Source organism: Pseudorhodoplanes sp., assembly GCA_032027085.1.
Taxonomy (GTDB): domain Bacteria; phylum Pseudomonadota; class Alphaproteobacteria; order Rhizobiales; family Xanthobacteraceae; genus Pseudorhodoplanes.
The window spans coordinates 3,310,790-3,328,313 of sequence record JAVSMS010000001.1 but is presented as its reverse complement, the minus strand read 5'-3'; the positions used below and the strand labels follow the sequence as shown (position 1 = coordinate 3,328,313).

The 17,524-nt window shown below is 63.3% G+C and carries 18 protein-coding genes; 5 read left to right on the top strand and 13 right to left on the bottom strand.

Annotated features, from left to right (window positions below):
- Positions 1-25: 25 nt before the first annotated feature.
- Genes gatA through gatC form a run of 3 tightly spaced genes read right to left on the bottom strand, consistent with a single transcriptional unit; the run spans position 26 to position 2,015 of the window.
- The gene (gatA, locus tag RO009_16070; protein MDT3686550.1) at positions 26-1,501 is read right to left on the bottom strand and encodes an Asp-tRNA(Asn)/Glu-tRNA(Gln) amidotransferase subunit GatA; all 1,476 of its coding nucleotides are present in this window, start codon (positions 1,499-1,501) and stop codon (positions 26-28) included.
- A complete protein-coding gene (locus RO009_16065) occupies positions 1,498-1,728 on the bottom strand; it encodes a hypothetical protein (GenBank protein ID MDT3686549.1) in 231 nt (76 codons plus the stop codon). Before RO009_16065 ends, gatA begins: the two co-directional genes overlap by 4 nt.
- Complete coding sequence (gene gatC, locus RO009_16060; protein ID MDT3686548.1) at positions 1,728-2,015, bottom strand: Asp-tRNA(Asn)/Glu-tRNA(Gln) amidotransferase subunit GatC; 288 nt, start codon at positions 2,013-2,015, stop codon at positions 1,728-1,730. Before gatC ends, RO009_16065 begins: the two co-directional genes overlap by 1 nt.
- A 495-nt stretch (positions 2,016-2,510) precedes the next feature.
- On the opposite strand from gatC, the gene RO009_16055 reads away from it, so the two are divergent.
- On the top strand, positions 2,511-3,536 hold the full coding sequence (locus RO009_16055) for a PAS domain-containing protein (protein MDT3686547.1): 1,026 nt from the start codon (positions 2,511-2,513) through the stop codon (positions 3,534-3,536).
- 40 nt (positions 3,537-3,576) lie between these two features.
- On the opposite strand, the gene RO009_16050 is transcribed toward RO009_16055, so the two are convergent.
- Positions 3,577-3,879, bottom strand: coding sequence for a hypothetical protein (locus RO009_16050; protein ID MDT3686546.1), 303 nt, complete (start codon positions 3,877-3,879; stop codon positions 3,577-3,579).
- 469 nt (positions 3,880-4,348) lie between these two features.
- On the opposite strand from RO009_16050, the gene RO009_16045 reads away from it, so the two are divergent.
- From RO009_16045 to RO009_16035, 3 genes are all read left to right on the top strand, one after another.
- Positions 4,349-4,510 (top strand): DUF1127 domain-containing protein, encoded by a 162-nt coding sequence (locus RO009_16045; GenBank protein MDT3686545.1) that lies wholly within the window; start codon positions 4,349-4,351, stop codon positions 4,508-4,510.
- A gap of 100 nt (positions 4,511-4,610) precedes the next feature.
- Entirely contained in the window at positions 4,611-6,041 is a 1,431-nt protein-coding gene (gene trmFO / locus RO009_16040; protein ID MDT3686544.1) for a methylenetetrahydrofolate--tRNA-(uracil(54)-C(5))-methyltransferase (FADH(2)-oxidizing) TrmFO, read from the top strand.
- Between the two features lie 41 nt (positions 6,042-6,082).
- Positions 6,083-7,156 (top strand): serine/threonine protein kinase, encoded by a 1,074-nt coding sequence (locus RO009_16035; GenBank protein MDT3686543.1) that lies wholly within the window; start codon positions 6,083-6,085, stop codon positions 7,154-7,156.
- Here RO009_16035 and RO009_16030 read toward each other — a convergent pair.
- From RO009_16030 to yajC, 5 genes are all read right to left on the bottom strand, one after another.
- Positions 7,153-7,884, bottom strand: a complete 732-nt coding sequence (locus tag RO009_16030; GenBank protein ID MDT3686542.1) for a squalene/phytoene synthase family protein — start codon at positions 7,882-7,884, stop codon at positions 7,153-7,155. The genes RO009_16035 and RO009_16030 overlap by 4 nt on opposite strands.
- A gap of 16 nt (positions 7,885-7,900) precedes the next feature.
- The gene (locus RO009_16025; GenBank protein MDT3686541.1) at positions 7,901-8,284 is read right to left on the bottom strand and encodes an Mth938-like domain-containing protein; all 384 of its coding nucleotides are present in this window, start codon (positions 8,282-8,284) and stop codon (positions 7,901-7,903) included.
- Between the two features lie 6 nt (positions 8,285-8,290).
- Positions 8,291-9,226: a protein translocase subunit SecF gene (secF, locus tag RO009_16020; GenBank protein MDT3686540.1), complete on the bottom strand. Its 936-nt coding sequence runs from the start codon at positions 9,224-9,226 to the stop codon at positions 8,291-8,293.
- Between the two features lie 77 nt (positions 9,227-9,303).
- A complete protein-coding gene (gene secD / locus RO009_16015; protein MDT3686539.1) occupies positions 9,304-10,911 on the bottom strand; it encodes a protein translocase subunit SecD in 1,608 nt (535 codons plus the stop codon).
- A gap of 61 nt (positions 10,912-10,972) precedes the next feature.
- Entirely contained in the window at positions 10,973-11,302 is a 330-nt protein-coding gene (gene yajC / locus RO009_16010) for a preprotein translocase subunit YajC (GenBank protein ID MDT3686538.1), read from the bottom strand.
- Between the two features lie 193 nt (positions 11,303-11,495).
- On the opposite strand from yajC, the gene RO009_16005 reads away from it, so the two are divergent.
- Positions 11,496-12,437 (top strand): ATP-binding protein, encoded by a 942-nt coding sequence (locus RO009_16005; GenBank protein ID MDT3686537.1) that lies wholly within the window; start codon positions 11,496-11,498, stop codon positions 12,435-12,437.
- Between the two features lie 106 nt (positions 12,438-12,543).
- Here RO009_16005 and RO009_16000 read toward each other — a convergent pair whose 3' ends face one another.
- The 4 genes from RO009_16000 to serS all read right to left on the bottom strand — a co-directional run bounded on the left by RO009_16000 (position 12,544) and on the right by serS (position 17,064).
- Positions 12,544-13,980: a LysM peptidoglycan-binding domain-containing M23 family metallopeptidase gene (locus RO009_16000; protein MDT3686536.1), complete on the bottom strand. Its 1,437-nt coding sequence runs from the start codon at positions 13,978-13,980 to the stop codon at positions 12,544-12,546.
- A 112-nt stretch (positions 13,981-14,092) separates the two neighbouring features.
- Positions 14,093-14,746 (bottom strand): protein-L-isoaspartate(D-aspartate) O-methyltransferase, encoded by a 654-nt coding sequence (locus tag RO009_15995; GenBank protein MDT3686535.1) that lies wholly within the window; start codon positions 14,744-14,746, stop codon positions 14,093-14,095.
- Positions 14,747-14,892: 146 nt separating this feature from the next.
- Positions 14,893-15,660 (bottom strand): 5'/3'-nucleotidase SurE, encoded by a 768-nt coding sequence (surE, locus tag RO009_15990; protein MDT3686534.1) that lies wholly within the window; start codon positions 15,658-15,660, stop codon positions 14,893-14,895.
- A gap of 123 nt (positions 15,661-15,783) precedes the next feature.
- Entirely contained in the window at positions 15,784-17,064 is a 1,281-nt protein-coding gene (gene serS, locus RO009_15985; protein ID MDT3686533.1) for a serine--tRNA ligase, read from the bottom strand.
- Positions 17,065-17,524: the final 460 nt, after the last annotated feature.

Here is a 17,524-nt window from a genome sequence, read left to right as displayed (position 1 = left end):
TACGCCACCTCAGCGTTTCTCTTGATCACCACCAGGGCTGCGGCGCGAAGCGGCCCGCGGCCTGTTCGATCACGTCGCCGAGCGAGAACAGCGTCTCTTCATCGAACGGGCGCCCGATGAGTTGAAGGCCGAGCGGCAAGCCTTCTGCCGATAATCCGGCGGGCACGGCGATGCCCGGGAGACCGGCCATATTGACGGTGACGGTGAACACGTCGTTGAGATACATCTCGACTGGATCAGCCTGCCCCTTCTCGCCGATGCCGAAGGCGGCCGATGGCGTTGCCGGCGTCAGAATGGCGTTCACGCCATTCTTGAAGCAATCTTCGAAGTCCTTCTTGATTAGAGTGCGGACTTTTTGCGCCCGCAGATAGTAGGCGTCGTAATAGCCGGCCGACAGAACATAGGTGCCGATCATGGTGCGGCGGCGCACCTCGGCCCCGAAACCCGATGCGCGGGTCTTTTCGTACATCCCGACAATGTCGCGGCTTTCTTCGCGCAGCCCGTAGCGCACGCCATCGTAGCGCGCGAGATTGGATGAAGCCTCCGCCGGCGCCACAATGTAATAAGCCGGCAGCGCGTATTTGGTATGCGGCAGCGAGATGTCGACCATTTCGGCGCCGGCTTTTTTCAGCCATTCAATGCCCTGCTCCCACAGACGTTCGATCTCGGCCGGCATGCCCTCAAGCCGATATTCCTTCGGAATGCCGATCCGCATTCCTTTGACCGACTTGCCAATAGCCGCTTCGTAGTCAGGCACGGGGCGATCGACCGATGTCGTGTCCTTCGGATCGTGCCCGGACATCGAGCGCAGAAGGATGGCGCTGTCGCGGACCGAACGAGCGAACGGTCCTGCCTGATCGAGCGAAGATGCAAAGGCGACGATGCCCCAGCGGGAGCACCGGCCATAGGTCGGCTTGATGCCGACAATGCCGGTGAAGGCGGCCGGCTGGCGGATGGAGCCGCCGGTGTCCGTACCCGTCGCCCCCAGACAGACATTGGCGGCGACCGCCGCCGCCGATCCGCCGGATGAGCCGCCCGGCACCAGCGGCGTGTTCGATCCCTGCCGTCGCCACGGCGATGTCACCGGTCCGAAGAACGAGGTCTCGTTCGAGGAGCCCATGGCAAATTCGTCATTGTTGGTCTTGCCCAGCATAACCGCGCCGTCGCGCCAGAGCTGCGCGGTCACGGTGGATTCGTAGGCCGGGATGAAATTGTCGAGGATGTGCGAACACGCGGTGGTGCGCACATCCTTGGTGCAGAACATGTCCTTCACCGCGACCGGAATGCCTTCCAGGGGGCCCGCCGCTCCGGACGCGATGCGCTGGTCGGAGGCCTGCGCCATGGCGCGGGCGATATCCGGGGTTTCCAGCACAAAGGCGTTAAGGACACGCGCCCGCTCCATCGCCGCAAGATGCGCATTGGCGAGCTCGGTCGCGCTGAAGCGTTTGGCCTTCAGCCCATCGCGCGCTTCCGCGATGGTGAGAGAGGTCAGTTCTGTCATGAGTTAGGGCTGTCGCACGCGAAAGATTTGGTGCCGGATTTCTTTTCAATCCGTCTCAGTGTTTTCTTGCCGTCTGCATCCTCGACCACCTCGACTTCGCCAGGCAGCGGCAAATCCATGGCGCGCAGATCGGCCTCGGTGACCCCGTCCGGCATCTTGCCGTCCGCAATCTGCCTGAGCAGCTCGAAGCGATAGAACAGCTCGGCTTCTTCGCAGGCGAGGCACATCACTCAACCACCTTCGGCACCAAGAAAAAGTGATCCTGGGTCGCAGGCGCATTTCTGACAATGATATCGGGAATGCCGCCGTCGGTGACCTCGTCCGTTCGCTTCTTCATGCTCATGGGCGTCACCGACGTCATCGGCTCGACCCCCTCGACATCGACTTCCGACAGCTGTTCGACGAAAGCGAGGATCGCGTTGATCTCGGAGCGCATCTTCTCGACCTCGCTGTCCTCCACGGCGATCCGCGCCAGATGCGCGATACGGCGGACGGTCGCGGTGTCGACAGACATGAAACGCTCCGGTTCGAGGATGAGGCCCGGAGGCTATAGCAGACCGCCGTTTTGACCGGCAACCTGCGAGCTCAGCGGCGCTTTCGCTTCTTTTTCATGCCTGCCGCATCCGGCTGAGCCGGCGCGATCATGTAAGTGTCTGATGGCTTCACGATCCCGCGCGCGGCGCCAGGGGTGCCGCCGGGACGGGTAAATTCGGGTCGGACCGGCGCCACCTGGGCTGTGCGTGCCGATGCCGCTGCGCTCACTAAAGCCGTCCCAGCCAAGCACAAAGTCACGAGACTTAAGAGCCGCATGATTTTTCCTTCCCTTGGGTTGGCATTCCGACAACGCGCCGATCCAGTCAATGGTCGCCATATTCAGCGGCAGGGTTCAGTTGCAACAAATATTTATACCACTCCCCGTTGCTTTGCCATTGATTACGCAATTTTTGAGTAATAGCGTCCTTTTGGACTAGAATTTTGTGTGACCTTCTCGCGGCAGCAGGAGGCTCTGATGCTAGTCTTGTTCGAAGGCGATAGCGGCCCGGCCGAAACACTTCGCTTTATCGAAGAAAAAGGTGGCGCCGGAATCTGGACCTGGGATCTCCGAACGCAAAAAATGGAATGGTCGCGAGGCGTCTTTGCCTTGCTCGGCCTCGAGCCGGATTCAGTGGAGCCGTCCTACCGGCTCTTGCGGTCGATGACCCATCCCGACGATCGCCGTCCGGAAGGCGAACTCGAGCGGGTGGTCAACGACGCCATGCCCCTTGATCGCGAATTCCGAATCATCCAGGCGAACCGGCGCGTGCGTTGGCTGTCGTCGCGCGGTGAGGTTCTGCTCGACCAGGCCGGAAAGCCCGCGCGCGCCATCGGAATCATCTTCGACGTGACGCGCCGCCGGGAAGCTTCACTTGCCAAGCAAGCCAGCGACGCGCGGTATCGCGCGCTGGTCGAAGCGATCGCCACCGTGGTTTGGACCAGCGATCCGCAAGGCAAGGTCACCGACATGCCGGAATGGCGGAAACTCACCGGACAAACGGCTGAACAGGTCGCGGGATGGGGCTGGCTGGACGCCCTTCATCCTGACGACAAGGCGATTGCCATTCAGAACTTGCATCGGGCCGTCGAGCGAAGCGAGATCTACGACGCCGAATTCCGCATCCGCCGGCGCTCGGGCGATTACCGCTGGTACAATTGCCGCGGCGCACCCGTGCGCAACATTGACGGCTCAATCCGCGAATGGGTTGGAATCTGCATCGACATTCACGAGCGCAAAGTCTGGGCGCCGGCGAGCAATGCCAGTTCTGCAAAACTGACCGGTGCGCAAATCCGGGCCGCGCGTGGCATTCTGAACTGGTCGGTGCGTGATCTTGCGGAGACCGCCAAGGTCTCATCCTCGACCATCCGCCGTCTTGAGGAAATGACAGGCGCCGCCGCTGGCGACGAACCAAGCCTTGAGCCGATCCGCGAAGTCTTTGAACGGGCGGGCGCCGAATTTCTGTTTCCACCCACTGGCAAGCCTGGCGTTCGTCCGCGGTAGCCTCTGACTATTAAATACCGCGACGAATTCTCGCCGATGCTCATCGCATCATGAAAACTTTTTTCCGCGACTCCGGCCCAATTTTGATTAACAGGAATGCAAGCACGCTCGCATATGAGCCTTGAGAAGCGAGGCAGAGTTCGGAATGACCTTGGCCGCCGGACACAGAGAGCGGTTGCGCAGCACTCTGGCGGATTTTGAGGGCGATCAAGGCGTCGCGGATTTGCTTGCTGAATTGGCTGAGCAGATCGACAACATTCGTCGGACTTTCGGCCGCAAGCCGCCGAGCGCAGCCGCGGATGTCGAGTCCGGGGATGTCGTGTTTGTGGATGATCTCGAGCATTGCCTGAAATGCTCATGGTCGAAACCTGAAGCCGCCGCCGGCTCACAGTTGACGCCTGACATTGTCGCGCAATGCAGTCGGCTGCTCGAAGCGTCGCTGCAAATCCTGCGGCAAGTGCAAGGTCGCCCGCGAACGGGCGCTCGGCGCCGCGGACGCTTCCGCGACCACCAGATTGCTGACCCGGTCCGGGTCCTGCGGCTCCTTTGCCGCAAAGGTCGGGCTTCCATCGAAAATCCCGGCGGGTGTAAGGTAACCTATGCGTCAAATGGAGGGCAAATTTCCTGCGGAAAGCCCTAAAGCAAGAAAATCATGGCCCGCTTGGCTAAAATTCTAATGAATTATGACTTGGGATATGTGTTCCTTGCATAGCTGCACCGCAACATAATATCTTTTGCACCGCACCATCCCGGCTTATCTTTCTCTCAGATTCGTTACGGACTTCTTCAGTCCAATCAAAGGGATGATGGTCATGTTTCTCTCCGGTTTCTTCCGCTTCCTCCGGCAGTGGCGCGCCTACGACGCCAGCCTGCGGGAACTGTCTCGTCTTGGCGACCGTGAGCTCGCCGATATCGGCATCAGCCGTTCGGAAATCGCGCGGGTCGCCTGGGAAAATGCCGAGCGTACCGCCTAAGACGAACCAGACCTCCAAGTCTGCATGAAGACGCCCGCCAACAGCGGGCGTTTTCATTTGGTGCATTGCCCGGACCCCGGGATTGGCCTAGCTAACCGCCATGAGCGGCTCCATGAGCGCCCAGCGCCCCATCCACATCGTCGGCGGCGGCCTTGCCGGCAGCGAAGCGGCCTGGCAGATCGCCGGGCGCGGATGGCCCGCGGTCGTGCACGAAATGCGGCCCCACCGTGATACGGCCGCGCACAAGACGGCGGGGCTTGCCGAGCTTGTCTGCTCGAATTCCTTCCGCTCCGACGATGCCGCGACCAATGCCGTCGGACTCTTGCATGAGGAGATGCGGCGTCTCGACTCGCTGATCATGCGCTGCGCCGATGCGCACCAAGTGCCGGCCGGCGGCGCGTTGGCGGTCGATCGCGACGAATTCTCCAGATCTGTGACTTCGGCGGTTGAACAGCACCCGCTGATCACCATCGCGCGCGGCGAGATCGACGCTCTGCCGCCGCCCGACTGGGGTCAGGTCATCATCGCAACCGGCCCTCTCACCTCGCCGAGCCTGGCCGAGGCCATCCGCAAGATCAGCGGCGTCGAGTCGCTTGCCTTCTTCGATGCCATCGCCCCGATCGTGCATCGCGATTCGATCGACATGTCGGTGGCCTGGTTCCAGTCGCGCTACGACAAGGTGGGCCCCGGTGGCTCCGGCGCCGATTACATCAATTGCCCGCTTGATCGTGAGCAATACGAGACTTTCATCGATGCCCTGCTGACCGGCGAAAAGGTTTCATTCCATGACTGGGAAGCCTCGACCCCGTATTTCGACGGCTGCCTGCCGATTGAGGTCATGGCCGAGCGCGGACGCGAGACCTTGCGGCACGGCCCGCTCAAGCCATTCGGCCTGACCAACGAACACAATCCTACACAGAATCCATACGCCGTCGTACAGTTACGTCAGGACAACAAGCTTGGCACGCTGTTCAACATGGTCGGCTTTCAGACCAAGCTGAAACACGGCGAGCAGGCGCGCATCTTCCGAACCATTCCAGGGCTGGAAAAAGCCGAGTTCGCCCGCCTGGGCGGACTGCACCGAAACACTTACCTGAATTCTCCGGCGCTTCTGGACGAGACCCTACGGCTGCGTACGCAACCGCGGCTCCGCTTCGCCGGACAGATCACCGGCTGCGAGGGCTATGTGGAGTCCGCCGCCATCGGGCTGCTGGCCGGCCGCTTCGCGGTGGCGGAATGTCTGGGCGAAGCCGCAAATCCTCCCCCACCCACGACGGCGCACGGCGCCCTGCTTGGTCACATCACCGGTGGACATGTCGAGACGATCGACGCCGGGCCACGCTCCTTCCAGCCAATGAACATCAATTTCGGTCTGTTCCCGCCGCCCGCCCACGTTCCGACCCGCGATGACAACGGCAAGCGATTGCGGGGGACCGAGAAGAGCATCGCCAAGAAGCGCGCGCTGAGCGCCCGCGCCCTGGCGGATCTTGCTCACTGGATATCCGGCGCCCACGGCGTCGCTGCCGCCTGACCTTGTCCGCGCGCCATCCCGCCGAGTAAAACCCAGCGTCCATGACCGCACACGACACACTCCCCCGAGAGGCCGCCGGCCGCTTCCGCAGCGATGTGATCCTGAAGCAGGATGTCTTCAGCACGGTCGAACGCGGCTTCTATACGGCGCCGAATGGAGAGATCGAATCCGTGATGCGGCGGATCGATCTGGTACCATGGTGGACCCATGCGATCGCCCGCCACTTCCTGAAACGCGAGGCGCGCGCGCTCGCAATCGCCGGCCGGCTGGGGATCGCGCCCGAATTGCTGCATCAGGGCCGGCTGGTGCTGTTCCGCGGCTGGATCGAGGCCTTGCCACTGCACATCGCCAAGCCCGAGGGCGATCTCGACTATTTCAAGTCGGCCAAGCGGGCGCTGCGCGCCCTGCACCGGCATAACGTAACGCACAATGACCTCGCCAAGGAACAGAACTGGCTGCGCACGCCGGACGGGCGTTGCATGCTGACCGACTTCCAGCTCGCCACCTGTTTCCGCAGCCGCCACGCGCTGTTCCGCCTCGCGGCCTATGAGGACCTGCGGCACCTTCTGAAGCACAAGCGCAAATACGCGCCGCAAAGCCTCACCCCGGTGGAAAAGCGGGTACTGGCGAACAAAAGCCTGCCGACCCGCGTGTGGATGGCAACCGGCAAGCGCGTCTATTACTGGATCACGCGCGGCCTTCTGAATTTCACCGACCGCGAAGGGTCCGGGCCGCGGCTTGTGCATGACGCCCCGCTGCTGCTCGAGCAACTCAAGCAGCACCCGCAGGTGCGCGATGCCGCGATCGTCGCCTTTCCCGATCGCCGCACCGGCACGGGGCTGTATGCCTTTGTTGAAAGCGACACTCTGGCCGATGAAATCTTCACGGCCTATCTGTCCGGCCGGCTCGACGGCGTGAAAGCACCGGAGCGGCTGCAGGTCGTCGACAAGCTGCCGCGCACGGCGAATGGCGAGGTCCGCTCCGACATCCTGCAGCTCATCGCCATGAACCAGATCGACCTGATCGATCCGCTGATCTCAGGGCATATCGAGAAAGATCTGGTCGCCCGCATCGTCGCGGGACGGCGCAATCTGCGCGACCGTTTCGCGTTCTAAGACGAAAGATGGCGCGCCAGATTTTTGGACGCGCGCCACAAAATCCATTGCTTGCGCCATTGCGGGATATCGGGCGAGGCCTTGCGCTCCATCAGGGCGAGGCGCGCGTTCACGAGAGCCAGCGGCAGAAAGGCGGGCAGAACGCGGTCGGAGACGGAGCCGATCAGGTCATGCGCCTGCGCAAGGCTGGACCGCGCGGCGCTCAAGACATTGTCCGCATAGCTGTGAGTGCCGCCCTCCGCATCGACGACCATCGCCAAGGCGGCCGCCTCCCCGAGACGGTCGGCTTGCGGGTCGGCGCCGCCTTTCAAAATACGGGCGGCCAGTGAAAAGATGGCGCCTGCCGTCTTCCGGGAAAAATCGCCGAGCACATCGAGCCCAGCCAGCGGCTCTTCATAAAGCCGCGTTCGCCGCGCCTCGATCACCGCCAGCACCTGATCAAGCGGCAGATCGCGCCGCTGCCTGGTTTCGAGAAAGGCCGCCGCCACGGGATTGCCCGCCGCCTGGTCGGGGATCTGCCCTGTCAGTGCGTCGTGCCACCATTGCAGACGAATCTCGCCGGCCAATGGCTCGCGTACGCGCAGCGCGACACGCGCCGTCTCCAGATCGAAGGCATAAAGCGAGAACAAGGCCGGGCGCGCATCCGCCGGCGCGAACAGGCTGGCGAGATAGCGATCCTTGTCCTCCTCGCGCAGAAATTTTTCGCAATAGGCAAGGGCCTCGGGCATGCCGTGTCCCATGCGCTCAGTCCACCGCGATCAGGCCGGCGGCCACCTGCCGGCCTTCGCCGAGCAGGATGTTGTAGGTGTTGGCCGCCTGCCCCGTGGTCATCGTCTCGACATTGATCCTGAGATCACGGAAACGCCACAGCAGCGCATCCGCCAACGGCACCCTGGCTTGCCCAGTGCCTAGAATGAAGAATCCGATGCCGGCGGCATCGGCAAACACACGGCTGAGTGACGCCTCGTCGATCTGCGCGGGCTCGATCACCGGCCAGCCCCAGATGCCGCTCGGCAGGCAGAGCAGTGAGCCGCGGTGCGACATGCCCGCGAAGCGAAAGCCACCCCTGCCGTAAGCCTCGATCTCGGCAGGCCTCGGGAAATGCGGCTGCTGCGCGGATGCGCTCACCTGCGATCAGCGCTTGGCCGGCGCCGCCTTCTTGGGAGCGAACACCTCCGCCTCGAATTTCGCGGGCGTGCCGTCGGTCGAGGCTTCGCGGCCGTAGCCGACGCCGAAATAGATCAGCAGCGGCGCGGCGATAAAGATCGAGGTATAGGTGCCGACCAGCACGACGCCGAACAGCATGGTGGCGGTGAAGCTGTGGATGGCGTGGCCGCCGAAGAAGAACAGGGCCAGCAAGGCCAGCGTCACCGTTACGTGGGTGATGATCGAACGCGACAGGGTCGAATTGATCGAGACATTGAGGATGTCGACGATCGGCATCTTCTTGTAGCGGCGCAGGATTTCGCGAATACGGTCGTAGATGACGACGGTGTCGTTCAGCGAATAGCCGAGAATGGTCAGCAGGGCCGCGATCGATGTCAGATCGAAGTCGATCTGGGTCAGCGACATAAAGCCGATGGTGAGCACGAGGTCGTGCACGTTGGCGATCATGGCGCCGAGCGCGAACTGCCATTCGAACCGAAACCAGAGATAGATCAGGATGCCCATGATAGCGAGCATCAGGCCGATGGTGCCGTAGGCCAGCAATTCGGTGGAAACGCGCGGACCCACCACTTCGACGCGGCGATATTCGACGGTGTCGCCCAAGGCATTGCGCACCTTCGCGACCGCCTCTTGCTGCGCGCCCTCGCCGCCGGGCTGCTGCGGAATGCGGATCAGGACGTCGGTGGCATTGCCGAATTGCTGCAACTGCACGTCGCCGAGATTGAGCGTGCCCATGGTTGCGCGCATTTTCGCAAGATCGGCCGGACCCGTCTTTGACTGCACCTCCATCAGCGTGCCGCCAACAAAATCCACGCCGAAATTCAGGCCATGCGTGAAGAACAGCAGCATGGCGATGATCGACAGCACCGCCGACACCGGATAGCTGATGCGCCGGAAGCGCATGAAATCGAACTTGGTGTCGTCCGGAACAATGCGAAGAAGCGGAATACGCACGGTTTTTCTCTGTCTGTGTCTGCGCGTCAGATCGGCACGGTTTGCGGCCGCCACCAGCGAACCCATGTGGCGACGATCAGCCGGGTGAGCGTGAAGGCGGTGAACACCGTAGTGATGATGCCGATGCCGAAGGTGACGGCGAAGCCGCGGACCGGCCCGGTGCCGATATAGAACAGCACGGCGGCGGCGATGAAGGTGGTGATGTTGGAATCCATGATGGTCGCCAGCGCGCGCTGGAAACCGGCATCGATCGCGTTGATCGGCGAGCGTCCCGCCCGCACCTCTTCGCGGATGCGCTCATAGATCAGGACGTTGGAGTCGACCGCGATGCCGACGGTTAGCACGATGCCGGCGATGCCCGGCAGCGTCAGGGTCGCATTCAGCAGCGACAGGACGCCGAAAATCATCGCCACGTTGACGGCGACGGCGACGTTGGCGAACAGGCCGAACAGGCCATAGGTCGCGAACATGAAAGCAATGACCAGCAGCGAGCCGATCCACGCGGCGCGGGTGCCCTTCTCGATCGAATCCTGGCCGAGACCGGGGCCGACCGTGCGCTCCTCGATGATGGTCAGCGGCGCCGGCAATGCGCCCGCACGCAAGAGGATCGCGAGATCGTTCGCCTGCTCCACCGTGAAATTGCCGGAAATCTGGCCGGAGCCGCCGAGAATGGGCTCGCGGATCACCGGCGCCGAAATCACTTCGTTGTCGAGAATGATGGCGAAGGGCCGGCCGACATTCTCCTGCGTCGCCTGTGCGAAACGGCGCGCGCCATTGGTGTTGAAGCGGAAAGTGACGATGGGCTCGCTGGTGCGCTGGTCAAATCCCGGCTGCGCGTCGGTCAGGTCCTCGCCCGAGACCACAACGCGCTTTTCGATCAGGTAAGGTTGTTTGTTTTCGGCGGCGCTGCCGAAAAGCACTTCGGATTCCGGCGGCACTTTGCCTTGCAACGCCTGATCCACCGGCACCGACAGATCCACCATGCGGAAAGTCAGCTTCGCGGTCTTGCCGAGCAATTCCTTCAGACGCGACGGATCCTGCAGGCCGGGCACCTGCACCAGCACGCGATCGACGCCCTGGCGCGCGATCGACGGCTCCACCGTGCCGAGTTCGTTGACGCGGCGCTCGATGATCTGAATTGACTGCTCGACCGATTGCCGGATGCGCTCGACCAAAGCCGGCTCGCTGACCGTCATGCGAAAGAGGCCGTTGCCGGCATCGACCACATCGACGCTGCGCTGACCCGTGGCGGCGAGAATGCCACCCAGCGGCTGCGACAGTTCCTGGAATTTCTGCAAGGCCAGCTTGGGATCGACGCCGTCCCGGATGCGAAATTCCACACTGTTGCCGCGGATGGTGGCAGCGGCGGGGCTGCCCAGCCTGTTCTCGCGCACCACACGGCGGACGTCATCCCGAAGCGCGTCAACCTTTTCCTTGCGAACTGCATTGGAATCCACTTCCAGCAGGATGTGCGAACCGCCCTGGAGGTCGAGGCCGAGCACGATGTGGCGCTGCGCCCATTTCGGCCAGCTCTGCACCACGCTCTCGGGGAAAAGGTTGGGAACCGCGAACAGGCAGACCAGCAACACCGTCGCCAGAATCGCCGTCGTCTTCCATCGCGAAATATAGAGCATGATCCTCGACCGTTACGGTGCCCACGCGCCGTCTGGATGGACCGCCCCGGTCCAGACCAGATCAGGCTTCGTCCTTGACCGGCTCACCCTTGGCGCGGACTTCGGCAATCATCTGACGCATCTGGCGTGCACGAACGCCGTCCGCAAGCTCAACCTCGATCTGCTCCTCGTCCACGACCTTGGTGACCTTGCCGATCAGGCCACCGGAGGTGACCACCGTATCACCGCGGCGCAGCGCCTTGACCATTTCCTGATGCTGCTTGACCCGCTTTTGCTGGGGCCGGAGGATCAGGAAATACATGATCACGAAAATCAGGAGGAACGGCAGCAGGGACATCAGCATGCCGCCGTCGCCACCGACGGATTGGGCATAAGCAGGCGTGATCAGCATCGAACGGCCTCTGTTTGTGAGCGTGTCGTCCGGCGCGATCCGCCGCGACCGAAAGCGGCGCGGACTATACCGGCCACGGGCTCAAAAGCAACTTCGCCCGGCGCCGCAGGAGGCTTGTCGTAACCCCTGAAATGACTGTCTTGCAGGGCTGTTCCGGCCCCGCTAAGGGGAGCCGGCGAGGAATCATCCACCCATGCGCAGACCGAAAGCCAGGCCGAAATCGCAGCCGAAAGCCAAACCGGCCAAAGGCGGCAAACGCCGGACCAATGGCGGCGCCCTGCCCGATTCGGCAACGCTCGACCGGATTGCCGCCGCGCTGGAGCGGCTGGCGCCGGCCTCCGCGGGCAGCGCCGATTTCGCCAAGGCCGATGCCTTTGTCTGGCATGCCGAGGGCAGCCGGCTGGTGCCAGTGCCGAAGGTGAACCGGGTGGAGATGTCGCTGCTCAAGGGCATCGACCGCATGCGCGACATCCTGGTGGAGAACACCGAGCGCTTCGCGCGCGGCCTGCCGGCCAATAATGCCCTGCTCTGGGGCGCCCGCGGCATGGGCAAGTCCTCGCTGGTGAAAGCCGCGCATGCCGGAGTGAATGCCAGCCTCGGCGCCAAGAACGGCCTGCTCAAGCTGATCGAAATCCACCGCGAAGACATCGAAAGCCTGCCTGAGCTGATGTCGCTGCTGCGCAGCGCACCCTATCGTTTCATCGTGTTCTGCGACGATCTCTCCTTCGACGGCGAGGACACGACTTACAAGTCACTGAAGGCGGTGCTGGAAGGCGGCATCGAGGGCCGACCGGACAACGTGATCCTCTATGCCACCTCGAACCGCCGGCATCTGATGTCGCGCGACATGATCGAGAATGAGCGTTCGACCGCAATCAATCCCGGAGAAGCGGTGGAAGAAAAAGTCTCGCTGTCGGACCGCTTCGGGCTGTGGCTCGGCTTCCACAAATGCAGCCAGGATGAATTCCTGGCGATGGTGGAAGGCTATGTGAAGCACTACAAGATTCCGGTCGCGCCCGACGATATGCGGCGCGAGGCGCTGGAATGGTCGACCACGCGCGGCTCGCGCTCCGGCCGCGTGGCCTGGCAATATATCCAGGAGGTGGCTGGCCGGACGGGCGTCAAGCTCGGCTGACATAATCCGTCATGGCCGGCTTTGCGCCGGCACCCGCGTCTTCGCTTGGAGGCGTCCAAAGACGCAGATGGCCGGATCAAGCCGGCCACGACGAATTCAGATTCGTTCAGCTCGCGCCGGCGAGATGCTGCATGGGATCGACCGGGGTCGCGCCCTTGCGCACTTCGAAATGCAGTTGCGGCGAGGAGACATTGCCGGTCTGGCCGGATTTCGCGATCACCTGCCCGCGTTTCACGGTGTCGCCGCGCTTCACCATCAACTCGCTGGCATGCGCATAGGCCGTGACATAACCGTTCGCGTGGCGGATCAGCACCAGATTGCCGTAGCCCTTCAGCTCATTGCCGGCATAGGCCACTGTTCCGTCATCGGCGGCCTTCACCGGCGTGCCTTCCGGCACGGCGAGATTGATGCCGTCATTCTGCTGGCCGGTCGGCTTGGGTCCGAAGCCGGCAATGACGCGGCCGCGCACCGGCCAGCGGAAACCGGTGGCGCCGGTCGGCTCGTCGGCGTCAGCAGCCTTGGCGGGTTCCGGATTGCTGGCGGCAGGCGTCACCACGCGCGCCGAATTCTGCGCGGGCGGCTCGGCCGAGACCATGCGCTGCGGCTGTGCCGGCGCCGCCCGCACTTGCGGGGCCGTAACCGCCGGTCGCGGCGTGCTTGCAGCCACCTGTGAATAGTTGGCGCGCAAGCCCGGAATGATGATGCGCTCGCCGATCTGGACGCGATGGTTGATCGGCAAATTGTTGGCGCGCGCGATCTCGCCCAGCGACTTGTGATATTTCCGCGACAACGCCATCAGCGTCTCGCCCGGATTGATGACATGGACGAACTGGCCGCCATTGCCGCGCGTGCTGCCCGTGGTGACGGGATCAGCCTGCGGCTGCACGGCCGCCGCGCGCGGCGCCGAGGAAGCGCCGCCGGTATATTTCGGGATCACCAGCCGCTGGCCGGGGCGCAACTGGGCATTGGCTGACAACCCGTTCGCCTGCGTGATCGCCGCGGCCGGCACGCCATAACGACGCGACAGACTCATAATGGTGTCGCCGCGATCGATGGTCACTGCAGTGCCGCCTTCCCAGCTCCAGCCATTACCCGCCCCCGGCGCCCGTGAGACCGAGCCGGTCACGTCGCCGTAGGAGGCATTGGTCGCGCGGCCGGTCGAAGCCACACGCGGATTGGGATTGGCCGGGCGCGTCTGCGGCGTGCTCGCATAGCTCCGGTTTTGCGGCGGTGGCGGCAGCGGCTGGCTGTAGCTCTGCTGCTGATAAGGCGGCTGTTGGTAGCCGCCCTGCTGATAACCGTTTTGCTGGTAGCCGCCTTGTGGCGGCAGCGGCTGCGATTCAACCCGCGAGGCCGGCGCCTGCGCGTAGCTCGGCTGCGCCGGCTGGCTGCGCGCGGAATTCGAGAACGGGTTGGAGAAGGTATTATTGTCGCTGAAGCGGTTGACTTCGGAACTGCAGGCCGCCGTGCTTGCCGCAAGCGCGGCCATGACGGCGAGACGGGTCCACGAAGACGAGCGAACGAGCTCGACGTGAGAACGCATGGGTACAACTCACTCGGTACGCGACAACACCAAGTCGAGTTAACACCGATGGAGTAAATAAGGTTTTAAGGGAATTGAGTCCGTAAACGTTAACGGAATGACGGAGGAGGGCTTACAACTCCCTTGCCTTCCCGGGTACCATCGGCACGAAGCGCACCAGGATCAGATCCTCGCGCCTGAGCCCCTCCTCCTCCGTTTTGGTCAGCTTCACGAGCTGCTGTGGGCCACCATGCGGCCCGAGCGGCAGCACCATGACGCCGCCCACCGCAAGTTGATCGACCAGGGTTTGCGGAATGTCCTCCGCCGCCGCGGTGACAATGATGCGCTGGAACGGCGCGTGATTGGGTGCGCCGAGAAAGCCGTCGCCGGTCAGCACCTCGATATTGCGAATGCCGAGCTGATCGAAACGCTTGCGCGCGGTGTCTGCCAGCGTGCGGTAACGCTCGATGGTGACAACTTCGCGCGCGAGCTTGGCCAGCACCGCGGCCTGATAGCCGGACCCGGTGCCGATCTCCAGCACCCGGTCATGCGGATGCACCCCGAGCTGCTCGGTCATATAGGCGACAACATAGGGCTGGCTGATGGTCTGCCCGCAGGCGATCGGCAAGGCCTGATCGTAATAGGCCGCCTCCGTCATGTCGGGGCCGACGAAATATTCGCGCGGCACCTCCTCCATCGCGCGCAGCACCGCCGCGTCGCCGATGCCGCGCTTGCGCAGCGTCAGCAGGAATTCCATGCGGTCGTGTTTTTCGCGCGCCGCGCGCATGCCACATTCTTCCAGATCGTAATGTGGGCCAAGACGCGTAGCGCCGAGCCCACCAAGCCGCGCTCACCGTGACGTGGTGGGCTTCGCTACACTCAGCCCACCCTACAACTCCTCAGGATGAGGCCGATTGAGTCGCCAGTCTGATCCTAGCCCAAGGCTTCCGCAAGCTTGGTCATGAACGGCTCATCGGTCATGTCGAGGCGCAGCGGCGTCACCGAAATGCGGTTGTTGGCCAGTGCCGACAGATCGGTGCCGTCGACATGTCCCGGCCTGCCCTTGCGGGCGAAGGCGATCCAAAAGTACGGATTGTTGCGGCCGTCGAAGCGCGGATCGATGCGCAGCAATTGCTGGTCACGCTTGCCCTGGCAGGTGACCGCGACGCCCTGCACGCTGTCGGCGTGGCAATCCGGGAAATTGATGTTGATGAAGACATCCTTCGGAATGCCGGTGGCGACGATCTGCTGGATGAGGTCGGGCGCAAAGCGCCGCGCCGTGTCCCAGGGCGGATTGTCACGATTGCCGGGACCATAGGCCTGGGACAGCGCGATCGAAGGGATGCCGAGCACGGTGCCTTCCATCGCGCCGGCGACGGTGCCGGAATAGCCGACATCCTCGGCAACGTTCTGGCCGCGATTGACACCGGAGAGAATGAGATCGGGCCGCTCGTCCTCCGGCATCAGGTGCCGTACCGCCATGATGACGCAATCGGTCGGCGTGCCTTTCACCGCGAAGCGGTTGCCATCGACATGGCGAAGGCGCAACGGATCGTTGAGCGAGAGCGAATGCGAGACGCCGGAATTGTCGGTTTCCGGCGCGACCACCCAGACATTGGCGGAAATGGCGCGCGCGATCTCCTCGCACACCTGCAGGCCCGGCGCATGAATGCCGTCGTCGTTGGTGACAAGGATGCGCACGTTATTGACTCTCCTTCGTCATGGCCGGGCATGTCCCGGCCATCCACGTCTTGATGCTCGGCAAGAAGGACATGGATGCCCGGCACCAGGCCGGGCATGACGACTGCGGAAACATCACGGCCTTCATTTCGCTTTCCCAACCACCTTCACGCCGCCCATATAGGGCTGCAGCGCCTCCGGGACCGCGATCGAGCCGTCGGCCTGCTGATAATTCTCCATCACCGCGATCAGCGCGCGGCCGACGGCGACGCCGGAGCCGTTCAGCGTGTGCACGAAGCGGTTCTTGCCGTCCTTCCCCTTAACGCGTGCATTCATGCGCCGCGCCTGGAAATCCCCGCAGACCGAGCAGCTTGAGATTTCGCGATACATGTTCTGGCCCGGCAGCCAGACCTCGATGTCATAGGTTTTCTGCGACGCGAAGCCCATGTCGCCGGTGCACAACGTCATCACGCGATAATGCAAGCCAAGTCGGCGCAGCACTTCCTCCGCGCAGGAGAGCATTCTTTCGTGCTCGTCCTTCGACTGCTCCGGCGTCGTGATCGAGACCAGCTCAACTTTCGTGAACTGGTGCTGGCGGATCATGCCGCGCGTGTCCTTGCCCGCCGCACCCGCCTCGGCGCGAAAGCACGGCGTGCAGGCGGTGAGCCGCAGCGGCAGTTCGGCTTCGTCGGTGATCGCCTCACGCACGAGATTGGTGAGCGGCACTTCGGCGGTCGGGATGAGCCAGAAATCTTCGCCTGCGCGAAATTGGTCCTCGCGAAATTTCGGCAATTGCGCGGTGCCGAACATCGCGTCGTCGCGCACCAGGATCGGCGGATTGACTTCGGTGTAGCCGTGATCGCCGGTATGCACATCGAGCATGAACTGGGCGAGCGCGCGTTCCAGCCGCGCGAGGCCGCCCTTCAGCACCACAAAGCGTGCGCCGGACAGTTTCGCCGCGGTCTCGAAGTCCATCAGTCCAAGCGCTTCGCCGAGTTCGAAATGCTGCTTCGGCGTGAACGCGAGTTCGGGCTTTACGCCGAACTTGTGATGCTCGACATTGCCGTGCTCGTCGGCGCCGTCCGGCACCTCGTCCAGCGGCAGGTTCGGAATCGTCGCCAGCACCGTATTGAGTTCGGCTTCCTTGTCCTTGGCGGTCTGCTCAAGCTGCGGCAAGGTTTCCTTCAGTTCCGCGACCGTGGCCATCAGAGCGGCCGCGCGCGCCTCATCCTTGGCCTTCTTGGCGTCGCCGATTTCCCTTGAGGCGGCGTTGCGCGCCGCCTGCGCCTGTTCGAAGGCGAGGATTGCCGATCGCCGCGCTTCGTCGAGCGCCATCAGCTTTTTCGCCTCGCCGGCAAGACCCCGTCGCGCCAGCCCTTTGTCAAAGGCCTCAGGGCTTTCCCGGATCCACTTGATGTCGTGCATGAAGATGTCTCATCAGATTCGAGGGCTTCTTATAACAGCCCTTTCCTGACAGTCATTCCGCCGCCTTTCATGGTCGGTCCCGGGCACGCCCACAGCCACGGCCATCCGATATGGGTCCCCGCCTTCGCGGGCACAGGGGTTAGCCAACGCTCCGCTGCCCCTGTTGTTTGCGGCGCGGGGTACGCCGGTGTCCCTTTTCCGTTTCCCGAAAGGGAAATGGAGCGCCGGGAGGCGCCAGGGGGTTGCGAGGCCCCATAACGGACCTTGCGAGGGTCCGTTCCGCGCGCCGTCGACCGCCTTTCGGCGATCTCACACGGGCGGGGTTGCGAGTCCCGCCCGCGAGGCGCGCGCCCCCCTTGGCGTGGGGGGCTGCGCCTCCCGGCGCTCCACCGTCTCCCCGTCCCGGCTGATATCGGACCGGAGCGGAAAGACATTGTGGATTTTATTCGCACTTATATAC

Bases quoted from the DNA above. Each gene is read 5' to 3' on its own strand.
- gatA (MDT3686550.1), bottom strand. From the start codon at position 1,501: ATGACAGAACTGACCTCTCTCACCATCGCGGAAGCGCGCGATGGGCTG.
- RO009_16065 (MDT3686549.1), bottom strand. From the start codon at position 1,728: ATGTGCCTCGCCTGCGAAGAAGCCGAGCTGTTCTATCGCTTCGAGCTG.
- gatC (MDT3686548.1), bottom strand. From the start codon at position 2,015: ATGTCTGTCGACACCGCGACCGTCCGCCGTATCGCGCATCTGGCGCGG.
- RO009_16055 (MDT3686547.1), top strand. From the start codon at position 2,511: ATGCTAGTCTTGTTCGAAGGCGATAGCGGCCCGGCCGAAACACTTCGC.
- RO009_16050 (MDT3686546.1), bottom strand. From the start codon at position 3,879: ATGCTCGAGATCATCCACAAACACGACATCCCCGGACTCGACATCCGC.
- RO009_16045 (MDT3686545.1), top strand. From the start codon at position 4,349: ATGTTTCTCTCCGGTTTCTTCCGCTTCCTCCGGCAGTGGCGCGCCTAC.
- trmFO (MDT3686544.1), top strand. From the start codon at position 4,611: ATGAGCGGCTCCATGAGCGCCCAGCGCCCCATCCACATCGTCGGCGGC.
- RO009_16035 (MDT3686543.1), top strand. From the start codon at position 6,083: ATGACCGCACACGACACACTCCCCCGAGAGGCCGCCGGCCGCTTCCGC.
- RO009_16030 (MDT3686542.1), bottom strand. From the start codon at position 7,884: ATGCCCGAGGCCCTTGCCTATTGCGAAAAATTTCTGCGCGAGGAGGAC.
- secF (MDT3686540.1), bottom strand. From the start codon at position 9,226: ATGCGCTTCCGGCGCATCAGCTATCCGGTGTCGGCGGTGCTGTCGATC.
- secD (MDT3686539.1), bottom strand. From the start codon at position 10,911: ATGCTCTATATTTCGCGATGGAAGACGACGGCGATTCTGGCGACGGTG.
- yajC (MDT3686538.1), bottom strand. From the start codon at position 11,302: ATGCTGATCACGCCTGCTTATGCCCAATCCGTCGGTGGCGACGGCGGC.
- RO009_16005 (MDT3686537.1), top strand. From the start codon at position 11,496: ATGCGCAGACCGAAAGCCAGGCCGAAATCGCAGCCGAAAGCCAAACCG.
- RO009_16000 (MDT3686536.1), bottom strand. From the start codon at position 13,980: ATGCGTTCTCACGTCGAGCTCGTTCGCTCGTCTTCGTGGACCCGTCTC.
- RO009_15995 (MDT3686535.1), bottom strand. From the start codon at position 14,746: ATGCGCGCGGCGCGCGAAAAACACGACCGCATGGAATTCCTGCTGACG.
- serS (MDT3686533.1), bottom strand. From the start codon at position 17,064: ATGCACGACATCAAGTGGATCCGGGAAAGCCCTGAGGCCTTTGACAAA.